Raw genomic sequence first — 17,852 nt, forward strand, 5'->3', positions numbered from 1 at the left:
CGATCAAGGAAGGCCTCCAGGTCGTCCGTTCCGGACCGAAGCGTCAGCAGCGCGGGTCCGCCGGACAGTCGGCGCACGGCCCAGCCGATCCGGTACATAGCCTGCGCATCATCCGTTGCGGTCGACACCCGCAGCGCCATGTAGAGCGACAGCCGGTCAAGGCCGATCCGGTCTTGCGTTAACCAACTCAGGTCAGCAGCCTCGATCAGGGCGAGCCGCTGCCGCCAGCCTGCTGGGCCTCGGCGCAAGCGTTCATCGAGGATCCCCAAGCGAGCGGCGACACGAGCAAGCTGCGCCGCCTGCCCGGCCTCGGCCGCTCGCCATGCATCGACGATTTCAGATTCCCTGGCCTCGGGCGCGGGTCCGGGCGGCAGGTAAACCGGTTCATCATCATCGAGCGGCCCGGGCAGAAACCAGAGATCCGCATTATCCTTGTCCTCGGACGCCTCTGGGTCTTCAAGAGGCACCCCGGTCTCGTCCCATGATCTATGACGAAATCCACTCATCCGCGCATTATAAATCTATTTTGCGCGCTTGACGATGGAATTTGAGTCTTCTCTAGTTTCTTTACTATAGAGGTGTTCGAGCATGCTGTCTTCTCGGGACTGCTGGCGCGCTTCTCGTGAGCTTCAGCCCATAAAAACAAGGCATCTCGTGCTCAGCACGACGAGAGAAACACCCGTTGCACACGTTTACAAACGGTCGTTTAGTAGCGATATCTTAAATTGCAAACGGCCCGGTTTCATGCCTTTGATAGGCTATGCGCGTGTATCCACAGACGATCAGACCCCCCTGCCCCAGTCCGAGGGCCTTCAATCTGCGGGTTGCGTGGAGATCTTTGAAGAGCACGCCTCGGGCGGCAATCGGGCGCGGCCGGTGCTTGCACGTGTGCTGGAGCGGATTGGCAAGGGCGACACGTTGGTTGTCGTACGAATCGACCGGCTTGCGCGGTCTCTGTCTCACCTTCTCGAGGTGATTGAGCGTTTGGAGGCCAAGGGCGCCTTCTTCCGCTCCCTGCAGGACCCCATCGACACCTCATCCCCGCAGGGCAAATTCACGCTGCAAGTTCTGGGCGCTGCGGCCGAGTTCGAACGTGCCCTGATCCGTGAGCGTACCAAGGCCGGGCTTGCTTCGGCGCGCGCCAAAGGGCGCGTGGGCGGCAACCCAGGGCTTCGCGCCAAGGACCCTGCCGCGCTGCGCAAGGTGCGGCTGGCGCGACAGGACGGCTACATGGAGCGATTGAACGAGACAGCGCAGGATTGGGTGCCGCATGTGCGCCGCCTGCGCCCCGACATGGCGTGGGAAGACGTCCTGCGGATTATCAATGCCCCCCTGCCCTATGATCGGCGCTGGACGCAAAGCCGCCTGCTCCGCGCCGTGAAGGCATGGGTGCGCGACGGGTTTCTACCCGCCGAGGTCCTAGCCCGAGCTGGCCGCCGCGAAACCGACGATCGCCTGCCTGCGATTGTCGCCGCAATCAAAGGTGCTGACCCCGAGATCACCTTGCAGGCAATCTGCGACCGACTGGAATCCATGCGTGAGCGCACCCCTCGCGGTCGCACCAGCTGGCAGCCTTCCTCGGTCAGAATGCTGCTGGAGCGTGCTGAAAAGCTGGGGCTCCTCTGAGGATCACACTTGTGTTGGCCTAACCGATTGCCACTAAATCTAGAAAGTGCTTGCACGAATCTGGTTGGTCGGGCAATAGTCTCGAAAAATAACGCGCGGTCACATAAAAAACGCGCCCACGGATCGGGGCAGACATGAGCGAAGCAGAGCAGGATCTAGACATCGCCATCGGGCACTACGCGGAACTTCTCGCGTCGAACCTGCATGCTCAGCGCGCCGCACACTTCCCTCCGGATGCAAAGAAGGTGATGCGCACTTTGACCAGCGGCGAAGCTGCCGAGCTCCTTGGCGTCGACCATACCTATCTTCGGAAGCTTCATCGAGAAGGAAAGATCGTTGACGTCGAGACGACGGCTGGAAGTCATCGTCGCTATACTCTCGACGATATCTGGGAAATCCGGCAGACGCTTGAAGGAAACGCAAAAAAGTCTGGAACTTACGTGCCTGGGCGTCGCGACGGTGACGAGCTTCAAGTTATTTCAGTGGTGAACTTCAAGGGCGGGTCCGGCAAAACGACGACGTCTGCTCACCTCGCTCAGCGCTTGGCGCTCAAGGGGTACAGGGTTCTTGCGATCGATCTCGACCCCCAAGCATCTCTTTCGGCTCTTCACGGAATCCAGCCAGAACTCGACCTTATGGAGGGCGGAACCCTCTATGATGCCGTTCGCTATGACGATCCGGTTCCGATCGCCGAAGTGATCCGCAAGACCTACATCCGCGGCCTTGATCTTATCCCGGGCAACCTTGAACTCATGGAGTTCGAGCACGAGACGCCTGCTGCTATCCAGCGAGGCGGAGCGAAAGCGTTCTTCGCGAGAGTTCATGACGCACTCGATAGTGTTGAAGCGAACTACGACGTTGTTGTGATCGACTGCCCGCCGCAGCTTGGTTTCTTGACGATGTCAGCACTTTCCGCGTCCTCGGGTGTCCTCGTGACGGTTCACCCGCAGATGCTTGACCTCATGTCGATGTCCCAATTCCTGCGAATGACCGCGGATCTCCTGGGAGTGATCAGGGATGCAGGCGCAAATCTGCGCTTCGATTGGCTGCGCTTTTTGCCAACGCGATACAAAGTCGGCGACGCGCCACAAACCGAAGTCATCGCTTTCATTCGCGGACTGTTCGGGAGGTCGGTCCTGACCAATCACATGGTTGAATCGACCGCAATTTCTGATGCCGGCTTGACCAAGCAAACGCTCTACGAAGCTGACAAAAAGGACTTCACGCGTCAGACGTTTGATCGTGCGATCGAATCCATGAACGCAGTCAACGATGAGATCGCTGAAATCATCCAGAACACATGGGGGCGGAATGGCAAGAAAGCCTAAACTCGGCCTGCCGCTGCAGACCCTTCGCAACGCTCCTGACGCTCTTGAAGGGCGCCGACTGCGTGGTGGTGTATTTGAGATCGATCCGGCGCAGATTGTTACCGAAGGACGGTTGGATGACAGGCTTCAGATTGAAGTTGAGGGCCTGAAGAACTCTATCTCCAAGAACGGTCAACGTGTGCCTGTATTGGTCCGCCCACTGGAAGGCCATCGCTACAACCTGATCTATGGCCGCAGGCGCCTAGAAGCATGTCGCGAACTCGGCATCAAAGTTCGAGCCATCGTCACGGAAGTTGAGGGTGATCAAGCGCTTCGAGATCAGCTTCTCGAGAACCAAGAGCGTCGTGATCTGAGCTTTATTGAACGTGCGCTTGTTGCAACGGCGCTTCTGGACGGTGACCATTTGGAAGGGGCTGAGCGCACCAATCGTGGTGTCGCCGAAGTCCTTAACCTCCACGAAGCTGGGGTTTCACAACTCTTGAGTGTCGTTCGGACAGTCGGCGAGGAACTCATCCAGGCAATTGGTGCAGCTCCTGGGATTGGTCGCCCAAGATGGGAAGAACTCAAAAAGGCCTTGGTTGCCTACGACGGTGATCGAGACCAACTGCAAGCCGCAGCTCATACAGCTAAGTCCGAAAGTTCCGGCTCGGTCGATGAGGTTTCTGATCGTGCGTTTCTCGCAGTTCTGGAAGCTGCGAAGAGCGCGGAGAGGAAAGCAAGTCCGCCTCGCAAGGGCGCGCCTGCTTTGGCGATCCCCGGTGTCGGAGCTGCGACAGTCAAGACCGGTCGCCAAGGCAAGCAGCTAAAACTCGATCTGACTACGGATGAACCTGAATTTGTCAGCTGGTTGGAGGGCAATGCCTCAAAGCTGATTACCGAGCTTCATGAGCGCTGGAAGCGTTCAGAAGACTGAGGAAGAGCAACCAACAAGAAGGAGGCACGATACAGGCAAAAAAGAAAAAGGCCCCGAGAAGCTAGCTTCACGAGACCTTTGTAAGGTTTCGCACCGGGATCAGCCCGCTACAAAATCTCAGTTTTCGCACTTCTGAATGTAGCGTTCTGGCCCCTACCCCGCAAGCGCAAAGCGATTCGCGGGCCGTAGAAATTTTGCCTTCGTGGACGTTTTCATGGAGTACACACCGATTTCGCCGTTTATGCGGACGATCTCGCACGCCCATCTACGCGTGATCGAGCGACCCGAGGCATCTGTTCCGGGTAGACCCGTCAATAAGTGGGAACTCCTGCGCGAACTCTCGAAGGCGCAAGCGGCCTTTGGCGTGTCAGAACGTGATTTGACTGTTTTGCAGGGGCTCCTCAGCTTCTTTCCAAACGATGCACTTGGCGGGAACGCCGAGATGGTAGTCTTCCCCTCGAACAAGGCGATCTGTGAGCGCCTGAATGGTATGCCCTGCTCCACGATGCGTCGTCACCTCGCGCGTCTTGTCGATGCTGGTTTGCTCCAGCGGCGTGATAGCCCCAATGGAAAGCGCTACGTCCGCAAGCACGGCGAAGAGCGCGTCGCCTTTGGCTTCGATCTTTCCCCGCTCTACTGCCAGTCCGAGGAGATCGCGCGGGCCGCTGAGGTCGTGCGCGAAGCTGCGGATCGTGTCAGGCGCTTGAGAGAGGTCGTAAGTCTGATGCGACGTGATCTTGCGGCCCTCGCGGAGTTCGGAGACGAGATAAAGCCAGGCCTAGGCCTCTGGGATCATCTACGCGACAAGGCAGCCCTCACAGCGCGCGCGCTTCGCCGCAAGCTTTCAATTGAGGACCTCGAGGCCTATCGAGCCGATCTTGAAGCTCTCCTCGACCAGGCACGCAACATAATTGATGGCTCTGAAACAGAAGAAATGAGCGCCAATGATGCCCGATTTGAGCGTCACCATCATAATTCAAATAAAGACTCTATAGATCTTGAACCTGCTTTAGAAAAAAGCGGGGCGGCAGCCGTCGTGCCAGATGTTGACAGGGATGGGCCCGTTGCTGACGTCGATGAACAGGACACAAGACACCTACCAAAGATCCCGCTGCACCTGGTGATCGCGGCATGTCCCTCGCTCAAGACCTTCTACGAAGGCGAAATCCGACATTGGCACCAACTTTTCGATGCGGCATGCCATGTGCGGCCAGCCATGGGGATCAGTGCGTCTGCATGGGAAGAAGCGCAGCGGTTCATGGGTCCGGAGCAAGCGTCGATCGTAGTTGCTGCAATGCTGGAACGCTTTGAGAGCATCAGATCACCTGGTGGATACTTGCGAGCTCTGGCTGCCAAAGCTGCGGCCGGTGAGTTTTCATGTGGGCCGATGGTCATGGCATTGATGGGACGACGATCTGCAGCTTAACAGCTGTTAAGGCTGAGAGACTGCGTACTGTTCCGCCACCTCGGGACTGACGACTTAACAGCTGTTAAAGTCCTCTCTCGCAAGTGTCAGAATATGAGAGGAAAGGTTTGTTGGTTTGAGAAAAGCTGGAAGTGAGATCAGAAGAGTGGCTTCCAACGCCCGCGGTAAGTGGCATTTCGATGAGGTCGTCATCGCGATCCGCGGGACGAAACACGGGCACGGGCGCGCCGTCGACGCGGACAGTCAGGTGCTCGACATTCTGGTTCAGCCCCGGTGGAACGCCAGAGCTGCAAGGCGCTTCCTGAAAGTGCTGATCGAGCGGTTCAGCGCACCATGTGTCATCTTCCCAGACAAGCTGCGCAGCTACATAAAACCAATTCGGGAATTGGCGCCGGGTGCCGATCGCCGAGCGCATCGGGGCTCGAACAACTGTATCGAAGGGCCCCACAGGCCGACCAGAAAGCACGAGAAGCTTATGGGTAGGTTCAAGTCACCAAGGCAGGCACAGAGGTTCCTCGTCGCGCATGACCAAGTCTACCCGATCTTCAGGCCCCGCCGCTATCGCCTTTTCGCCACATCATATCACCAAGCCAGATCCGATTCCCAAGAGCTGTGGGTCGCATACGCCCTCGAGATGACCGCCTGAAAGACGCCGCTCAGGCCGAATTCGTACGCATCACAAAAAGCTGGCAATCCCGCCTGGCCCCATACCAGTTGACATGCCCTTACCACTCATCCCGATAGGTCTCGTCCTCTCCGTCTGCCGTGAGATCCAAGCCTATGCTGACGAAAAGGTGCACCACTGGCATCACCTTGTTCGCGCCGCGGAGCTGGTCCGGTCGATTATAGGCATCTCGGAATCCGCTCGGTCCGAGGCCATGGCCGCAATGGGACCGGTACATGCTCTTGTGGCCCGATGGTGTTGGCTCTGATGCGGAAGGCGGCCTAGACTTCACAGCTGTTACTTCAAAGGGGGCGACCATGAATTTGCCAGCATATATCGTCAATTGGCCGGGCAAAAGCGGCCGTAACGGCGGGCCGGAGCATCCGGCGGTCTATCATATGCTGGACGTCGCGGCCGTGGCGGAAATCCTGATCGCGCGCGAGGATTTTCCGGCGCAGGTCCGGGACGCACTCGCGCTGCTGGTCGGATTGCACGATCTGGGCAAGGTCGGGATCGGCTTTCGAGCGATGATCCGCGAGGGCCTGTCGCAGACCGTTCGGCATTGGGAATTGTCCGAGGCGTGGCTGACGCAGGACGAGTTTCTGGCTGAGAGATTGCAGGCGGACCCTTGGGTCATGCAGGCGTTGATCGGGGCTGTGGCCGGACATCATGGGCGACCATCCAGACAGGATGAGCGGTTCTTTTCGAAGATGTGCCTCTCGGCCGGAGCCGCGGCCGGGGCGGATGTGGTGACCATCGCGCGGGACTTTGCCGCGCTTTGGCCCGAGGCTTCGCTGAAGGGGATCGGGCGGCGGCAGGCGGCTGGTTTGGGCTGGTGGCTGGCGGGGCTGACGAATGTGGCGGATTGGGTTGGGTCCAACGCGGAGTGGTTTCCGGCGCGGGAGGCCGACCTTTCCCTGATCGACTATCTGGAACTGGCCCGGCCTCGGGCGCGGCGGGCTGTGCCCGAGGCCGGGCTTGGCGGGGCCGAGGCGCTGGCGGGGTCGCTGTTCGATTTCCGGCCACGACCCATGCAGGCGGCAGCGGTCGGGATCGATCTGCCGGAAGGGCCGGTGCTGGCGGTGATCGAGGATGAGACGGGCGCGGGTAAGACAGAGGCCGCGCTGGTCCTTGCGCAACGGATGTTGCTGGCGGGGAAGGGGCGCGGCTTGTTCTTCGGGCTTCCGACCACGGCGACGGCGGATGCGATGTTCAGGCGGGCCGCGTCATTCGCGGGGCGGCTGATGCGCAACCCGGCGCTGACGCTGGCCCATGGGCGGGCAGGGCTGTCGGTGCCGTTCCGCGATCTGGTGGCGGGTCGGGCCGAGACGGGCGACGAAGTCACCGCGACGGCCTGGTTGGCCGATAACAGCCGGCGGGCGCTGCTGGCGGATATCGGGATCGGCACGATCGATCAGGCGCTGCTGGCCGTGATGCGGGCGCGGTTTTCGGCGCTGCGGCTGTGGGGGCTGTCCTCGAAGATCCTGATCGTGGACGAGGCGCATGAGATTCAGGGCGACGGCTATATGGCCGCGCTGCTGGAGACGCTGCTGCGGGTCCATGCGGGGCAGGGCGGGTCGGCTATTCTGCTGTCGGCGACCTTGCCGCTGGCGGCGCGGAACCGGCTGAGCCGGGCCTTTGCCGAGGGCGCGGGGCGGCAGGTTCGGACGGATGCCAGCCGGGCTTATCCGGCGCTGTCGGTCAATGGCGCGGTGCAGGGGGTCAGGGCGCTTGACTCGGCCAAGGGGGCGGTCGGTATCGGGTGCTTGCCTGAATTCGATAATGCATTGAATATATTGGAATATAATGCTAAGCAAGGGGCTGCCTGCCTATGGGTCCGCAACGCCGTGGACGATGCCATTCAGGCGGTCGAGGCGCTGCGGGTGCGGGGGGTCCTGGCCTCGCTGCTGCACGCTCGGTTCGCGCTGTGCGACCGCAAGCGGATCGAGGCGGCGGAACTGGCGCGGTTCGGGCGCGATGGCGTGGACCGGGCAGGGCGCGTGCTGGTGGCGACTCAGGTGGTCGAGTCCAGTCTGGATCTGGATTTCGATGTGATGGTGTCGGACCTTGCGCCGATGGCGGCGCTGATCCAGCGGGCAGGGCGGCTGTGGCGGCATATGGATATGCGCCCGCGTGAGGCTCGTCCGGTCGCGGCGCCGGTGCTGCATGTGCTGTCACCCGATCCTGCCGAGGTCCGTGACGACCGCTGGCTGCGCGAGGTGCTGGGCGCGGGGGCATGGGTCTATCCGCTGGACCTGCAATGGCGCACCGCCGATCTGCTGTTCCGCGCGGGCGAGATCCGCGCGCCCGAGGGGCTTCGCGACCTGATCGAGCCGGTGCATGGCGACGGTGCGGACCCGATCCCCGAGGTTCTGGAACGGGCCGAGCGGGAACGGATCGGGGAAGGCTATGCCCGCCGTTCGATGGGCGATCAGAACGTGATCGATTTTCGGGCGGGATACCGGGGCGGGGCTTCGGGCGCGGATGATGCGCATTATCCGACGCGGCTGGGGCGCGAGACGCGCAAGCTGGCCCTGGCGCGGTGGCAGGGTGGCTGTCTGGTGCCCTGGGCGGGCGAGGGGACCTCGCTGGACGAGCTGTGGCAGATGTCCGAACTCAGCGCGGCCAAGGCGCGGCTGGACCGGCTGCCCTTGCCCGATCAGGCCAGCCCCGCGATTGCGGCGGCCAAGCGCGACTGGCCGGAATGGCGGCGCGATGCGGTGACGCTGTGCCCGGTCGAGGACGGTGTGATCTGCGAGGGGTTGACTTATGACGGCGAGATCGGGCTGAGCTTTGTGTCCCCGATAGTGCGATGAAATCCTTGACAGGACCGGATGCGCTTGCGCTGATGGGGCATTGACCATTGCGATTTTGCCATGCCCTTGAACCTGATCACCGACGCTTGGATCCCCGTGACGCGCAGCGATGGCGGGGACAGGGTGATCCGGCCCGATCAGATCGCCGAGCCGGGGGTGATCTTTCCCGACTGGCCGCGCGCCGATCTGAACATCGCCTGCCTGGAACTGCTGATCGGTCTGGTGTTTCTGGCCGACCCGCCCGAGGACGATATCGACTGGGCGGAACGCAGTGCCGACCCGGCACGGCTGCGGGCGAAGCTGGCGCCTTTTGCGCGGGCTTTCGATCTGCTGGGCGAGGGGCCTCGGTTTCTGCAGGATCTCGAGGCGCTGGAGGGTGAGGCCTCCGGCCCGGATATGCTGTTCATCGATTCCGCGGGCGGCAATACGGCGCGCAACAATGCCGATCTGATGGTGCGGCGGGGCCGGTATCCGGCGCTGGATCTGCCGATGGCGGCGATGGCGCTTTATACGTTGCAGGCTCATGCGCCCTCGGGCGGGGCGGGGAACCGGACCTCGATGCGGGGCGGCGGGCCGATGGTGACGCTGGTCGATTCGGGCAGGGGTCGCTTGTGGGATCTGGTCTGGGCGAATGTGCCCGAGGGTCGCGCAGCGGATATCGATGCGTTGCCGTGGATGCGGGACACGGTCACATCGCAGAAGGGGGCGCAGATCCACCCCGCCGCCGCCCATCCCGCCGAGGCGTTTTTCGGGATGCCGCGTCGGTTGCGGCTGCTGGGCGGGGATGCCGTCACCGGCGTGATCCAGAAGCCGTGGGGAACGAATTACGCCGGTTGGGTTCATCCGCTGACGCCCGCCTATCGGGTGAAGGAGGGGGCCGAGCTGCTGCCCCTGCATCCGCGCGCGGGGGCCTTTGGCTATCGCAACTGGCTGGGCGTCGTGGTTGAGATGCCGGGCGACGAGGCCGATCTGCGTCGCCGCTCCGCCTGTCTGGACAGCTACGAGCGGCGGGTTCTGCCGCGCGACCGGGCCGGGGCCAGCGTGATCGTGGCGGGCTGGTCGATGGACAACATGAAGCCGCGCGATTTCGTCTGGTCTCGGCAGCCGGTTCTGCCGGAGGTCGATCAGAAGACGCTGATCGCGATGATCCAGTCGGCCGAGGTGTTCGGCGGTGCCTTGCGCGGGGCGCTGAAGGGGGTCGCTGGCGAGGGGTCGGCGCTGGATGCGCTGCGCGAGGAGTTCTTCGTCGAGACTCAGGCGGATTTCGAGATTGCGCTGGCGGGGTTGCTGCGCGGTCGGGCGGTGGCTGCGGATTGGGTGGCGACCATGGCGCGGGTGGCCCTCGCGATCTTCGACCGGCAGGCGCTGCCGGGGCTGGACCGGCGCCCGCCCGAGGCGATGGAGCGGATCATCCGGGCGCGTGACGGGCTGCGTGCGGTTCTGGCCGGGTGGCGCAAGCCCGGCTCGGACGTGTTTCTGCGGCTGGGGCTGGAGCCTGCGGCGCGGGCGAAAGGGGAGGCGGCATGAGCGGTGACAGCGTGGGCGCGGTGGCGCTTGGCTGGTGGGGCGGCGCGTTGCGCCCGCCCGAGGATGGCGGCGCGGCGCGGGCCTTGCGGGCAAGGTTGCGCCGGTCGCGCGGCGTGGTGGATGTGCTGGCCGAGGCGGCGGTGATCGGGCTTTACGACAGGCTGGACCGGCGGATATCGCCCCAGGCGCTGGCCGCTTTGGCGCAGGTTCTGGCCGAGGTCGAGCGGCATGAGGCGCGGCGGCTGGCGCAGGCTTTCGGGACGGGCGATCCGAAGGCGCTGTCGCCCTTGCGGTTTCAGCGGCTGATCCGGGTGGACGCCTCCGACGCGCTGGCGCAGGGGTTGCGGCGGGCGCTGCCGATGGTGGGCCATGCCTGCAACGTCGCCTCGCTGGCCTCGGATCTGGTCCACTGGTCCGAGCCGGTGCGGGTGCGCTGGTGCTTTGATTATTACGGCGCGCGACCGCCCGCCGGGACCGTATCCGACCATGTTTCGGGGGAAACCGAATGACGACCTTTGTGCAATTCCATCTGCTGACGGCCTATCCGCCCTCGAACCCGAACCGCGACGATCAGGGGCGCCCGAAAGAGGCGTTTTTCGGCGGTGCGCCGCGGCTGCGGCTGTCCAGCCAGTCGATCAAGCGCGCGCTGCGTCTGTCGGACCCGTTCCGCGACGGGCTGTCAGGCGCGATGGGGCAGCGGACCAAGCTGGCGGGCGACGCGATCCGTAAGGTGCTGGTCGAGGAGGGGGTGGAGCCGGGCAAGGCGCGCGAGGCGGCGGAGGCGGTGGCCAGGGTCTTTGGCAAGATCGAGGCCGCCGACAAGAAGCGCCCCGAGCGGATCAGCGGCACGACGCTGGCGTTTATTTCGCCCGAGGAACGCGGCTTCGCGCTGGATCTGACGCGGCAGGTTCTGGCGGGCGAGGCGGTGCCGGGCGACAAGGAACTGGCGAAGCTGGTGCTGCGCAGTGCCGGGGGTGCGGTCGATATCGCGATGTTCGGGCGGATGCTAGCCGACAATCCCGATTTCAACCGCGAGGCCGCCGTGCAGGTGGGCCACGCCATCACCACCCATCGCGCGCAATCCGAGGATGATTTCTTCACCGCCGTCGACGACCTGAAGACTCGCGACGATGATGCGGGCGGCGCGCATCTGGGCGAACACGCCTTCGGGTCGGGGGTCTATTATCTTTATGCCTGCGTGAATACGGATTTGCTGGTCGAGAATCTGGCGGGCGACAGGGCGCTGGCACGGCAGGGGCTTGAGGCGCTGGCGCGGTCACTGGCGACGGCCACGCCGCGCGGCAAGCAGAATAGCCATGCCCACCACCCTTTCGCGGGCTTCGTGCTGGCCGAGATCGGCGATGTCGCGCCGCGCGATCTGACCGGCGCTTTCCTCAAGCCGGTCACGGGCGAGGATCTGATGGCGGCCTCGGTCACGGCGCTGACCGACATGCGCGACCTGATCGACCGCGCCTATGACAGCGCCCCCGCACGCCATGAGATGCTGGACGTGGCGGCGGCGCAGGGGACGCTGCGCAAGATCGCGGAATTCGCGGCTTCGGCCATCTGCGATGACTGAGCATCTGGTCTTCACCCTCTGCGCCGCGATGGGCGCGATGGGGGAATTGGCCGGGCACGAACGGCGCGGCTCGTTGACCTGGCCGGGGCGGTCGGCGCTGATCGGGCTTGTCGCTGCGGCCATGGGCATTCGGCGCGGCGATGCGGCGGCTTTCGCGGCGCTGGACGGGCTGCGGACTGCCGTGGGCGTGATCGAGGATGGGGTGCCGTTGCGCGATTACCACACGGTGGAGACGGTGCCGACGGCCGCCGCCCGCAGTCCCGACAGCAGGCCTGCGGCCATCCGCAGGGCCGGGCGGCGGACCAACACCACGATCACCCTGCGCGATTACCGCGTGGGCGTGGCCTATGCCGTGGCGATGTGGCCGGGGCCGGATGCAGCCGCGCCGCCACCGCTGGAGGCGATGCGCGCGGCCCTGCACCGGCCCGTCTTCACGCTGTATCTGGGCCGGAAATCCTGCCCTCTGGCCGCGCCTCCGGGCGCGCGGATCGTGACGGCAGAGGGGCCGCTGGCGGCGCTGGAACAGGCCGCGCGGCCGCCGTTCGGATATGGCGGCGGGCTGCGGCTGATCGCGTCCGACACATCCATCGCGCCGGAAGATCAGGTCGAGGGGCGCAACGATCTGCCCGTTGATCGCGCCCGCTGGCATTTCGGGCAGCGAAAGCAGTTTCTGCATCGCCCGGCAGGGCAGGGGGGCGCATGAGCCTGTATCTGTCGCGCGCCACCCTGTCGCGCAGCCCCGCCACCACTGCGCTGAAGGCGCTGATCGACCCGCCCGAGGCGCGCGGGGTGGGGCTGCATGACCCGGACCGGGGTCGGGTCATGGACGCCCATCACCGGCTGATCTGGTCGCTATTCGCGGGCGATGCCAGTGCCGAACGCGATTTTCTGTGGCGGTCCGAAGGCAAGGGCCGGTTCCTGATCCTGTCGCCGCGCCCGCCCGCCCCAGACGGGGCGGGGCTGTTCGATCCGCCTGAGATCAAGCCTTTCGCGCCCGATCTGCGGGCGGGCGACCGGCTGGGTTTCGTGCTGCGCGCCAATGCCACGCGGACCCGCAAATTGGGCGCCCAAGTGCGCGGGCAGCGGGTCGATGTGGTCATGGACGCGCTGCACGGTCTTCCCTCGGGCAAGGACAGCGATGCGCGGCGGGTGGCGCGGATGGATGCCGCGACAGATGCCGGGCGCGACTGGCTGGCGCGGCAGGGTGCGCGCGCGGGCTTCGATCTGCTGGATTTCGCCGCCGCCGACTATTCGGTCGTGCCGCTGCCGGATCATCGCGGCAAAAGGCGCGGACAGCCGCAATTCGGCATCATCGAGATGGCGGGCCGCCTGCGCATCACCGCGCCTGCGGATTTCGTGGCGCAGATGGCGCAGGGTTTCGGGCGGGCCAAGGCCTTTGGCTGCGGGCTGATGCTGGTCCGCCGCGCGCCATGATCGGGGGGCAGGTGTGACGGGTCTGCCGCCGGCGCGTCCGATCCCGATGAAGGATCGCGCCTCGCTGGTCTTCGTGGAACGCGCGCAACTGGATGTGCAGGACGGCGCCTTCGTCGCGGTCAACGCGGATGGCACGCGCACCCATATCCCGGTGGGCGGCCTTGCAGGGATCATGCTGGAGCCGGGCGCGCGGATCAGCCATGCCGCCGTGGCGCTGGCCGCGCGGGTGGGCACGCTGATCACATGGGTGGGCGAGGCCGGGGTTCGGCTCTATTCCGCCGGTCAGCCGGGCGGGGCGCGCGCCGACCGGCTGCTGTGGCAGGCTTCCATCGCGCTGGATCCCGCCGCCCGCCTGCGCGTCGTGCGCCGCATGTATCAGACCCGCTTTGGCGAGCCCGCGCCCGAGCGGCGTTCCATCGACCAGCTTCGCGGGATCGAGGGCGTGCGCGTCCGCAAGGCCTATGAGCTGCTGGCGCAGACGCATGGCGTGACCTGGAAGCGGCGGCAATATGACACCAGCGACTGGGAGGCTGGCGATGTGCCCAACCGCTGCCTGTCGGCGGCCACCGCCTGCCTGCACGGGCTGACCGAGGCCGCCGTTCTGGCCGCCGGATACGCGCCCGCCATCGGGTTTCTGCACAGCGGCAAGCCCTTGTCCTTCGTCTATGACATCGCGGATCTGTGGAAACTGGACACCGTCGTCCCCGAGGCGTTCCGCATCGCCGGCCAGCACGCCAAGGGGCGGCTGGACATGCCGCCCGACCGCGCGGTGCGTCTGGCGTGCCGCGACGCCTTTCGCCGCACGGGCCTTCTGGCGAAGATCATCCCCGGCATCGAGGACGTGCTGTCGGCCGGCGAGTTGTCCCGTCCCGAACCGCCGCCCGACGCGATTGGCCCGGCCTTCGAGGACGGCGATCCGGCAGGCGATGCGGGTCATCGCGGATGATGGTGATTGTGGTCAGCAACGCGCCGCCTCGCCTGCGCGGCAGGCTGGCGGCTTGGCTGTTGGAGGTCCGTGCGGGCGTCTTCGTCGGCGATTATTCCGCGCGCACCCGGTCCCGGATCTGGGATCAGGTCGAAGCCTATATCGAGCAGGGCGACGCGGTGATGATCTGGAAGGCCCCGACCGATCAGGGCTTCGATTTCATGACCGTGGGCCGCAACCGCCGCATGCCGGTCGATTTCGACGGGTTGAAGCTGGTGTCCTTTTTCCCTCGAGAATAGGGTGCTGCGAGAGCCGGACATTTCGGTAGGGCAGGCGACATCGTGAATATCGTTTTTAGCCAATGACTTCTAAGAAGTCTGTTCCCCGCACGTGCGGGGATGAATCGCCTGAACTGTCGCAGCTTTGGCCGGGGCACTACTGTTCCCCGCACGTGCGGGGATGAATCGGCGCACAGCACCCGACGCAAAAACCTATATCACTGTTCCCCGCACGTGCGGGGATGAATCGCCTGTATGCGAACAACCTGGCGTTGGCAGCGGCTGTTCCCCGCACGTGCGGGGATGAACCGTATCGCGGCCAGCCGTGTTCAGATCCTTGCCCCTGTTCCCCGCACGTGCGGGGATGAACCGATAGAAACCGTGGCTATACTGCGACGGGGGCACTGTTCCCCGCACGTGCGGGGATGAACCGTGGACGACCAAGGACGCGCCGCAATACATCGACTGTTCCCCGCACGTGCGGGGATGAACGCCTTCTGCGCCTCCGTGAACTTCGATGCCTTCATGCTTTGCCGCTCCTCTCCCAGCCAGGAAAGCTTAGCCGGAAACTCCAGCTTAGAAAGGTCCAAGTTTTAGGGGGCAGAGCATAATCATTGGACCAGAAACTCTCCGGTAAACCCGGGGCGGTTCAGCTTAGAAATCGCGCGGTGTCCAGCCCTGCCTTGATGATGTAAGGTGGTAGGTTGAGAGAGTAGTGCCCGCAGTTCACTCTGGTAACCCTCGACCGAGCGCCCGAGCGGTCCAGTTTGGAGATCAGACTCTCTGACAAAGCGGGCAGCACAACCCTGTCTCGTTTGGCTAGCAGTAATTGCAGTTCGAGACTTGGGCGGGCCAGTTTATCTACGTAATTGTCAAGACTGATGGGCGCCCAAGCACGGCGAAGCTCGTGTAGATCAATTTCGCCTTCAAAGCTCGCGCGAATGTGGCGCGTTGCACTGCCAGTCCACACCATATCGGCTAGGCTGCCAGCAGAGAGAAACAAGGCCGCTTTCGTGACCGTGGGATCGTGGGCCGCGATAAGGCCAGCTACCCAAGACCCCAAGCTGATACCGAGAACAGAAAGTTTTTTGTATCCGCGCAGTTGCAGAATGGCGATTAGCTGCCGTCCGTCCAACACAGCTTGGCGCACGGACCGGATTGTGAGTCCAAGATTTGCGCTTAGCATGTAGTCGGCGTGCGTAGAGCCTGGACGGTTACGTTCAAGGTGGTACGGCATGGCAATCTCAACAACCGTGAGGCCATGCCACGCAAAAAATCGGGCAAGTTGGGGGTTGCGGGAGGTCGCATTCCAGTGATGGAAGACGACCAGTGCATGATCGGATGACCTGGCTTCCGTAACTTTGGCCCAAACCGTGTTGTTTTCGGAGGTCTCGGTGAAAACTCTCGATGGGAAGCTGATCCAGCCGCCTTCCCAGCTCGTCGCTGCGACCTCATCATCCAGGCGATAGAAAGAGGACGAGTCTTCGACGGCCCTAGCGGCTATTGCGCCAAATTCGGCTAGGGTGGTCACACTCTCGGCCTCTGGAAAGGCTAGGTCTCTGCGGAGGTTCAGCTCCACCCTTTTCTTTCCAGCAGCACTGCGTTGCCCGCGGCGCTCGTCCCACCGGTCCAGCAACCTAAAATACATGCAGACAATCCTCTCGCCGCTTGTAATGACCGCTGAAGTTAGGATCGAAAAAACCATAAATGGCGACCGCGATCGCGAATGCCAGCAAAATCGAGGAGCCAGCCGCGACGCCGATTAGCAGGTAGGCAAGGGCAAGAAACAGTATCGCGGTCGTGGGTCTCGCCAAAGGCACATGAAAAGGCGCGGTTAAGCCAATGCGGATGACAGCGTACAGATAGACCGCAACCGCCAAAAGAGCCACCAAGAGGCTCGTGAAATGGGTTGGCATACTGTAGTCGCCCCAGTCCACTTGGGCTCCGAGGCTGGTCATAACCGACCGGGCATCCGAGGTGAGCCATTGCCAGATGTTCGGGGCGGCTGTGACGACATACAGACTCTGTAGTTTCATGCACATTGCGACTAGAAGCCCGGAGAGCGATGCACGGACTATCCCTCGTATGATACTCGAACCCGCAGCCTGTACTTTTTTTAAAGGTACTGCTTTGGGCTGCTTTTCTAGAGTCCTGCCGATATGTGTGAAGTCATCGACCAGATTGCACAGCAGGATGAGGCCCGCGATAAACAGGTAGAAACACAAGCTCATGTAAAGATACGCAGCGCCAGTGAACAAGGCCTGGTTGACGAACCCAAATTTGTCCGGCTGAACGAAGGCCAAAGATCCCCAATCTATAGCAATCGCGCCGGCACCATCCAGGACCGGACGCAGACGAACACTTACCCACTGAAAGATTCCCGCGAAACCGAGACAGAGGATGAAAGCGACCCAATAGGTATAAGATGATGCCTCGACCCGACTCATCCAGCCATCGGGGATATCATGCTCGCTGAGTTGGGATAGCAGTCCGGCGCGGTTCTCGTTCTTCCAAGTTGTCACCTGATCGGCCACAAAAGCGAAGAAGATGGGCATGAAGATCAGGAAAACGAAGGTCCAGTTTGGTGCCCAAAGGAACCCAACCTGCTTGCTGATACCATCACTGCGAACGTAAGTGATGCTGTGGATCGACAGGAAGTAGGAGATGAATTGCAGTGCGATAGCACCTGCAAAAACCGAAGCCGGCAAGTTGAGAGGGGATCCGTGACTGAAGATTGCCTCCGAGACGCGAGCGAGGCTGAGCCCCTCGTGGGGGTCATCACCCTGGTGGATCATTATAGGGCTGTTGTCCTCTGACCGTTCGTCGCGTTCCGCTTTGCTCTCTGTATCCTGCAGTTGACGGGCCTGGCGACGGGTCGTCAGGCGGGCTTGCGACTTTATCAATGCGGCTTGCCACGCGCTCGCTCCTTCCGGGTCATTGCAGCCAAGAACCCTTGCAAGCCACCGGATATTAGTTGTGCTTATCCCCTTCTCATTGTCCTTGAACCAGAGCTGAACTGTCCGCAGCTCGACCCCGTTACGGTTAGGGCCGATCTGTGAAATCGCCTCAGCCAGCAACTCCGGTGTCCATGGCCCTTGCGGACACCCGTCGTTATCGACGGGGCGGCCGATGCCAGCTGCCGCAACGCGCATGAAGAGCGACTTGAAATCGTCGTCACTATCCTCAGGAAGAGAAAAATATTTTCCGTTTTTTATCAATGCTATATCAATCCAAATTTCGTCTGATTTCGCCCCGCTTCGTATCATATCGTGACATTACGTGCCAGCGAAGACAAAGCGAGTACCGAGGGCGCACAGATATACCTTTGCTGCTCGA

General features: G+C 62.9%; 15 protein-coding genes, 2 pseudogenes and 1 CRISPR repeat array. Of the genes and pseudogenes, 14 read left to right on the top strand and 3 right to left on the bottom strand.

Going from position 1 to position 17,852, the window contains the following annotated elements:
* Window positions 1-506: pseudogene (locus tag BMX67_RS14275) on the bottom strand (hypothetical protein); the annotation flags it as partial.
* 238 nt (window positions 507-744) lie between these two features.
* Between BMX67_RS14275 and BMX67_RS14280 the strand changes: the two are divergent.
* The 14 genes and pseudogenes from BMX67_RS14280 (at window position 745) to cas2e (ending at window position 14,537) form a co-directional block, all read left to right on the top strand.
* Complete coding sequence (locus tag BMX67_RS14280) at window positions 745-1,626, top strand: recombinase family protein (protein ID WP_090736394.1); 882 nt, start codon at window positions 745-747, stop codon at window positions 1,624-1,626.
* Between the two features lie 134 nt (window positions 1,627-1,760).
* Window positions 1,761-2,954, top strand: a complete 1,194-nt coding sequence (repA, locus tag BMX67_RS14285) for a plasmid partitioning protein RepA (RefSeq protein ID WP_009827042.1) — start codon at window positions 1,761-1,763, stop codon at window positions 2,952-2,954.
* Window positions 2,938-3,867: a plasmid partitioning protein RepB gene (gene repB, locus BMX67_RS14290; protein WP_090736397.1), complete on the top strand. Its 930-nt coding sequence runs from the start codon at window positions 2,938-2,940 to the stop codon at window positions 3,865-3,867. The genes repA and repB overlap by 17 nt, the downstream gene beginning before the upstream one ends.
* 214 nt (window positions 3,868-4,081) lie before the next feature.
* Window positions 4,082-5,293 carry a plasmid replication protein RepC gene (repC, locus tag BMX67_RS14295; RefSeq protein ID WP_090736643.1) on the top strand — a complete coding sequence of 404 codons (1,212 nt, stop codon included), beginning with the start codon at window positions 4,082-4,084 and terminating at the stop codon, window positions 5,291-5,293.
* Between the two features lie 136 nt (window positions 5,294-5,429).
* A pseudogene (locus tag BMX67_RS14300) lies at window positions 5,430-5,939 on the top strand (IS6 family transposase); the annotation flags it as partial.
* A 73-nt stretch (window positions 5,940-6,012) separates the two neighbouring features.
* On the top strand, window positions 6,013-6,225 hold the full coding sequence (gene repC, locus BMX67_RS20060) for a replication initiation protein RepC (RefSeq protein ID WP_090736402.1): 213 nt from the start codon (window positions 6,013-6,015) through the stop codon (window positions 6,223-6,225).
* Window positions 6,226-6,274: 49 nt separating this feature from the next.
* Complete coding sequence (gene cas3 / locus BMX67_RS14310) at window positions 6,275-8,773, top strand: CRISPR-associated helicase Cas3' (RefSeq protein ID WP_175479917.1); 2,499 nt, start codon at window positions 6,275-6,277, stop codon at window positions 8,771-8,773.
* Window positions 8,774-8,833: 60 nt separating this feature from the next.
* Window positions 8,834-10,300 (top strand): type I-E CRISPR-associated protein Cse1/CasA, encoded by a 1,467-nt coding sequence (casA, locus tag BMX67_RS14315; protein ID WP_090736404.1) that lies wholly within the window; start codon window positions 8,834-8,836, stop codon window positions 10,298-10,300.
* The gene (gene casB, locus BMX67_RS14320; protein WP_090736407.1) at window positions 10,297-10,809 is read left to right on the top strand and encodes a type I-E CRISPR-associated protein Cse2/CasB; all 513 of its coding nucleotides are present in this window, start codon (window positions 10,297-10,299) and stop codon (window positions 10,807-10,809) included. Before casA ends, casB begins: the two co-directional genes overlap by 4 nt.
* Window positions 10,806-11,879, top strand: coding sequence for a type I-E CRISPR-associated protein Cas7/Cse4/CasC (gene cas7e / locus BMX67_RS14325; RefSeq protein WP_090736410.1), 1,074 nt, complete (start codon window positions 10,806-10,808; stop codon window positions 11,877-11,879). Before casB ends, cas7e begins: the two co-directional genes overlap by 4 nt.
* The gene (cas5e, locus tag BMX67_RS14330; protein ID WP_175479918.1) at window positions 11,872-12,582 is read left to right on the top strand and encodes a type I-E CRISPR-associated protein Cas5/CasD; all 711 of its coding nucleotides are present in this window, start codon (window positions 11,872-11,874) and stop codon (window positions 12,580-12,582) included. Before cas7e ends, cas5e begins: the two co-directional genes overlap by 8 nt.
* A complete protein-coding gene (cas6e, locus tag BMX67_RS14335; protein ID WP_090736416.1) occupies window positions 12,579-13,313 on the top strand; it encodes a type I-E CRISPR-associated protein Cas6/Cse3/CasE in 735 nt (244 codons plus the stop codon). The genes cas5e and cas6e overlap by 4 nt, the downstream gene beginning before the upstream one ends.
* Before the next feature lie 13 nt (window positions 13,314-13,326).
* Window positions 13,327-14,259, top strand: a complete 933-nt coding sequence (cas1e, locus tag BMX67_RS14340) for a type I-E CRISPR-associated endonuclease Cas1e (protein ID WP_245739464.1) — start codon at window positions 13,327-13,329, stop codon at window positions 14,257-14,259.
* Window positions 14,256-14,537, top strand: coding sequence for a type I-E CRISPR-associated endoribonuclease Cas2e (gene cas2e, locus BMX67_RS14345; RefSeq protein WP_090736418.1), 282 nt, complete (start codon window positions 14,256-14,258; stop codon window positions 14,535-14,537). The genes cas1e and cas2e overlap by 4 nt, the downstream gene beginning before the upstream one ends.
* Before the next feature lie 78 nt (window positions 14,538-14,615).
* A CRISPR array of direct repeats spans window positions 14,616-15,010; the repeat unit is 29 nt; unit sequence CTGTTCCCCGCACGTGCGGGGATGAACCG.
* A gap of 155 nt (window positions 15,011-15,165) precedes the next feature.
* Here cas2e and BMX67_RS14350 read toward each other — a convergent pair.
* A complete protein-coding gene (locus BMX67_RS14350; protein WP_425438985.1) occupies window positions 15,166-16,221 on the bottom strand; it encodes an alpha/beta hydrolase family protein in 1,056 nt (351 codons plus the stop codon).
* Window positions 16,154-17,782: an RcgA family putative transporter gene (locus BMX67_RS14355; protein ID WP_245739466.1), complete on the bottom strand. Its 1,629-nt coding sequence runs from the start codon at window positions 17,780-17,782 to the stop codon at window positions 16,154-16,156. Before BMX67_RS14355 ends, BMX67_RS14350 begins: the two co-directional genes overlap by 68 nt.
* Window positions 17,783-17,852: the final 70 nt, after the last annotated feature.

It is taken from the genome of Paracoccus homiensis (genome assembly GCF_900111675.1).
GTDB classification, from domain to species: domain Bacteria; phylum Pseudomonadota; class Alphaproteobacteria; order Rhodobacterales; family Rhodobacteraceae; genus Paracoccus; species Paracoccus homiensis.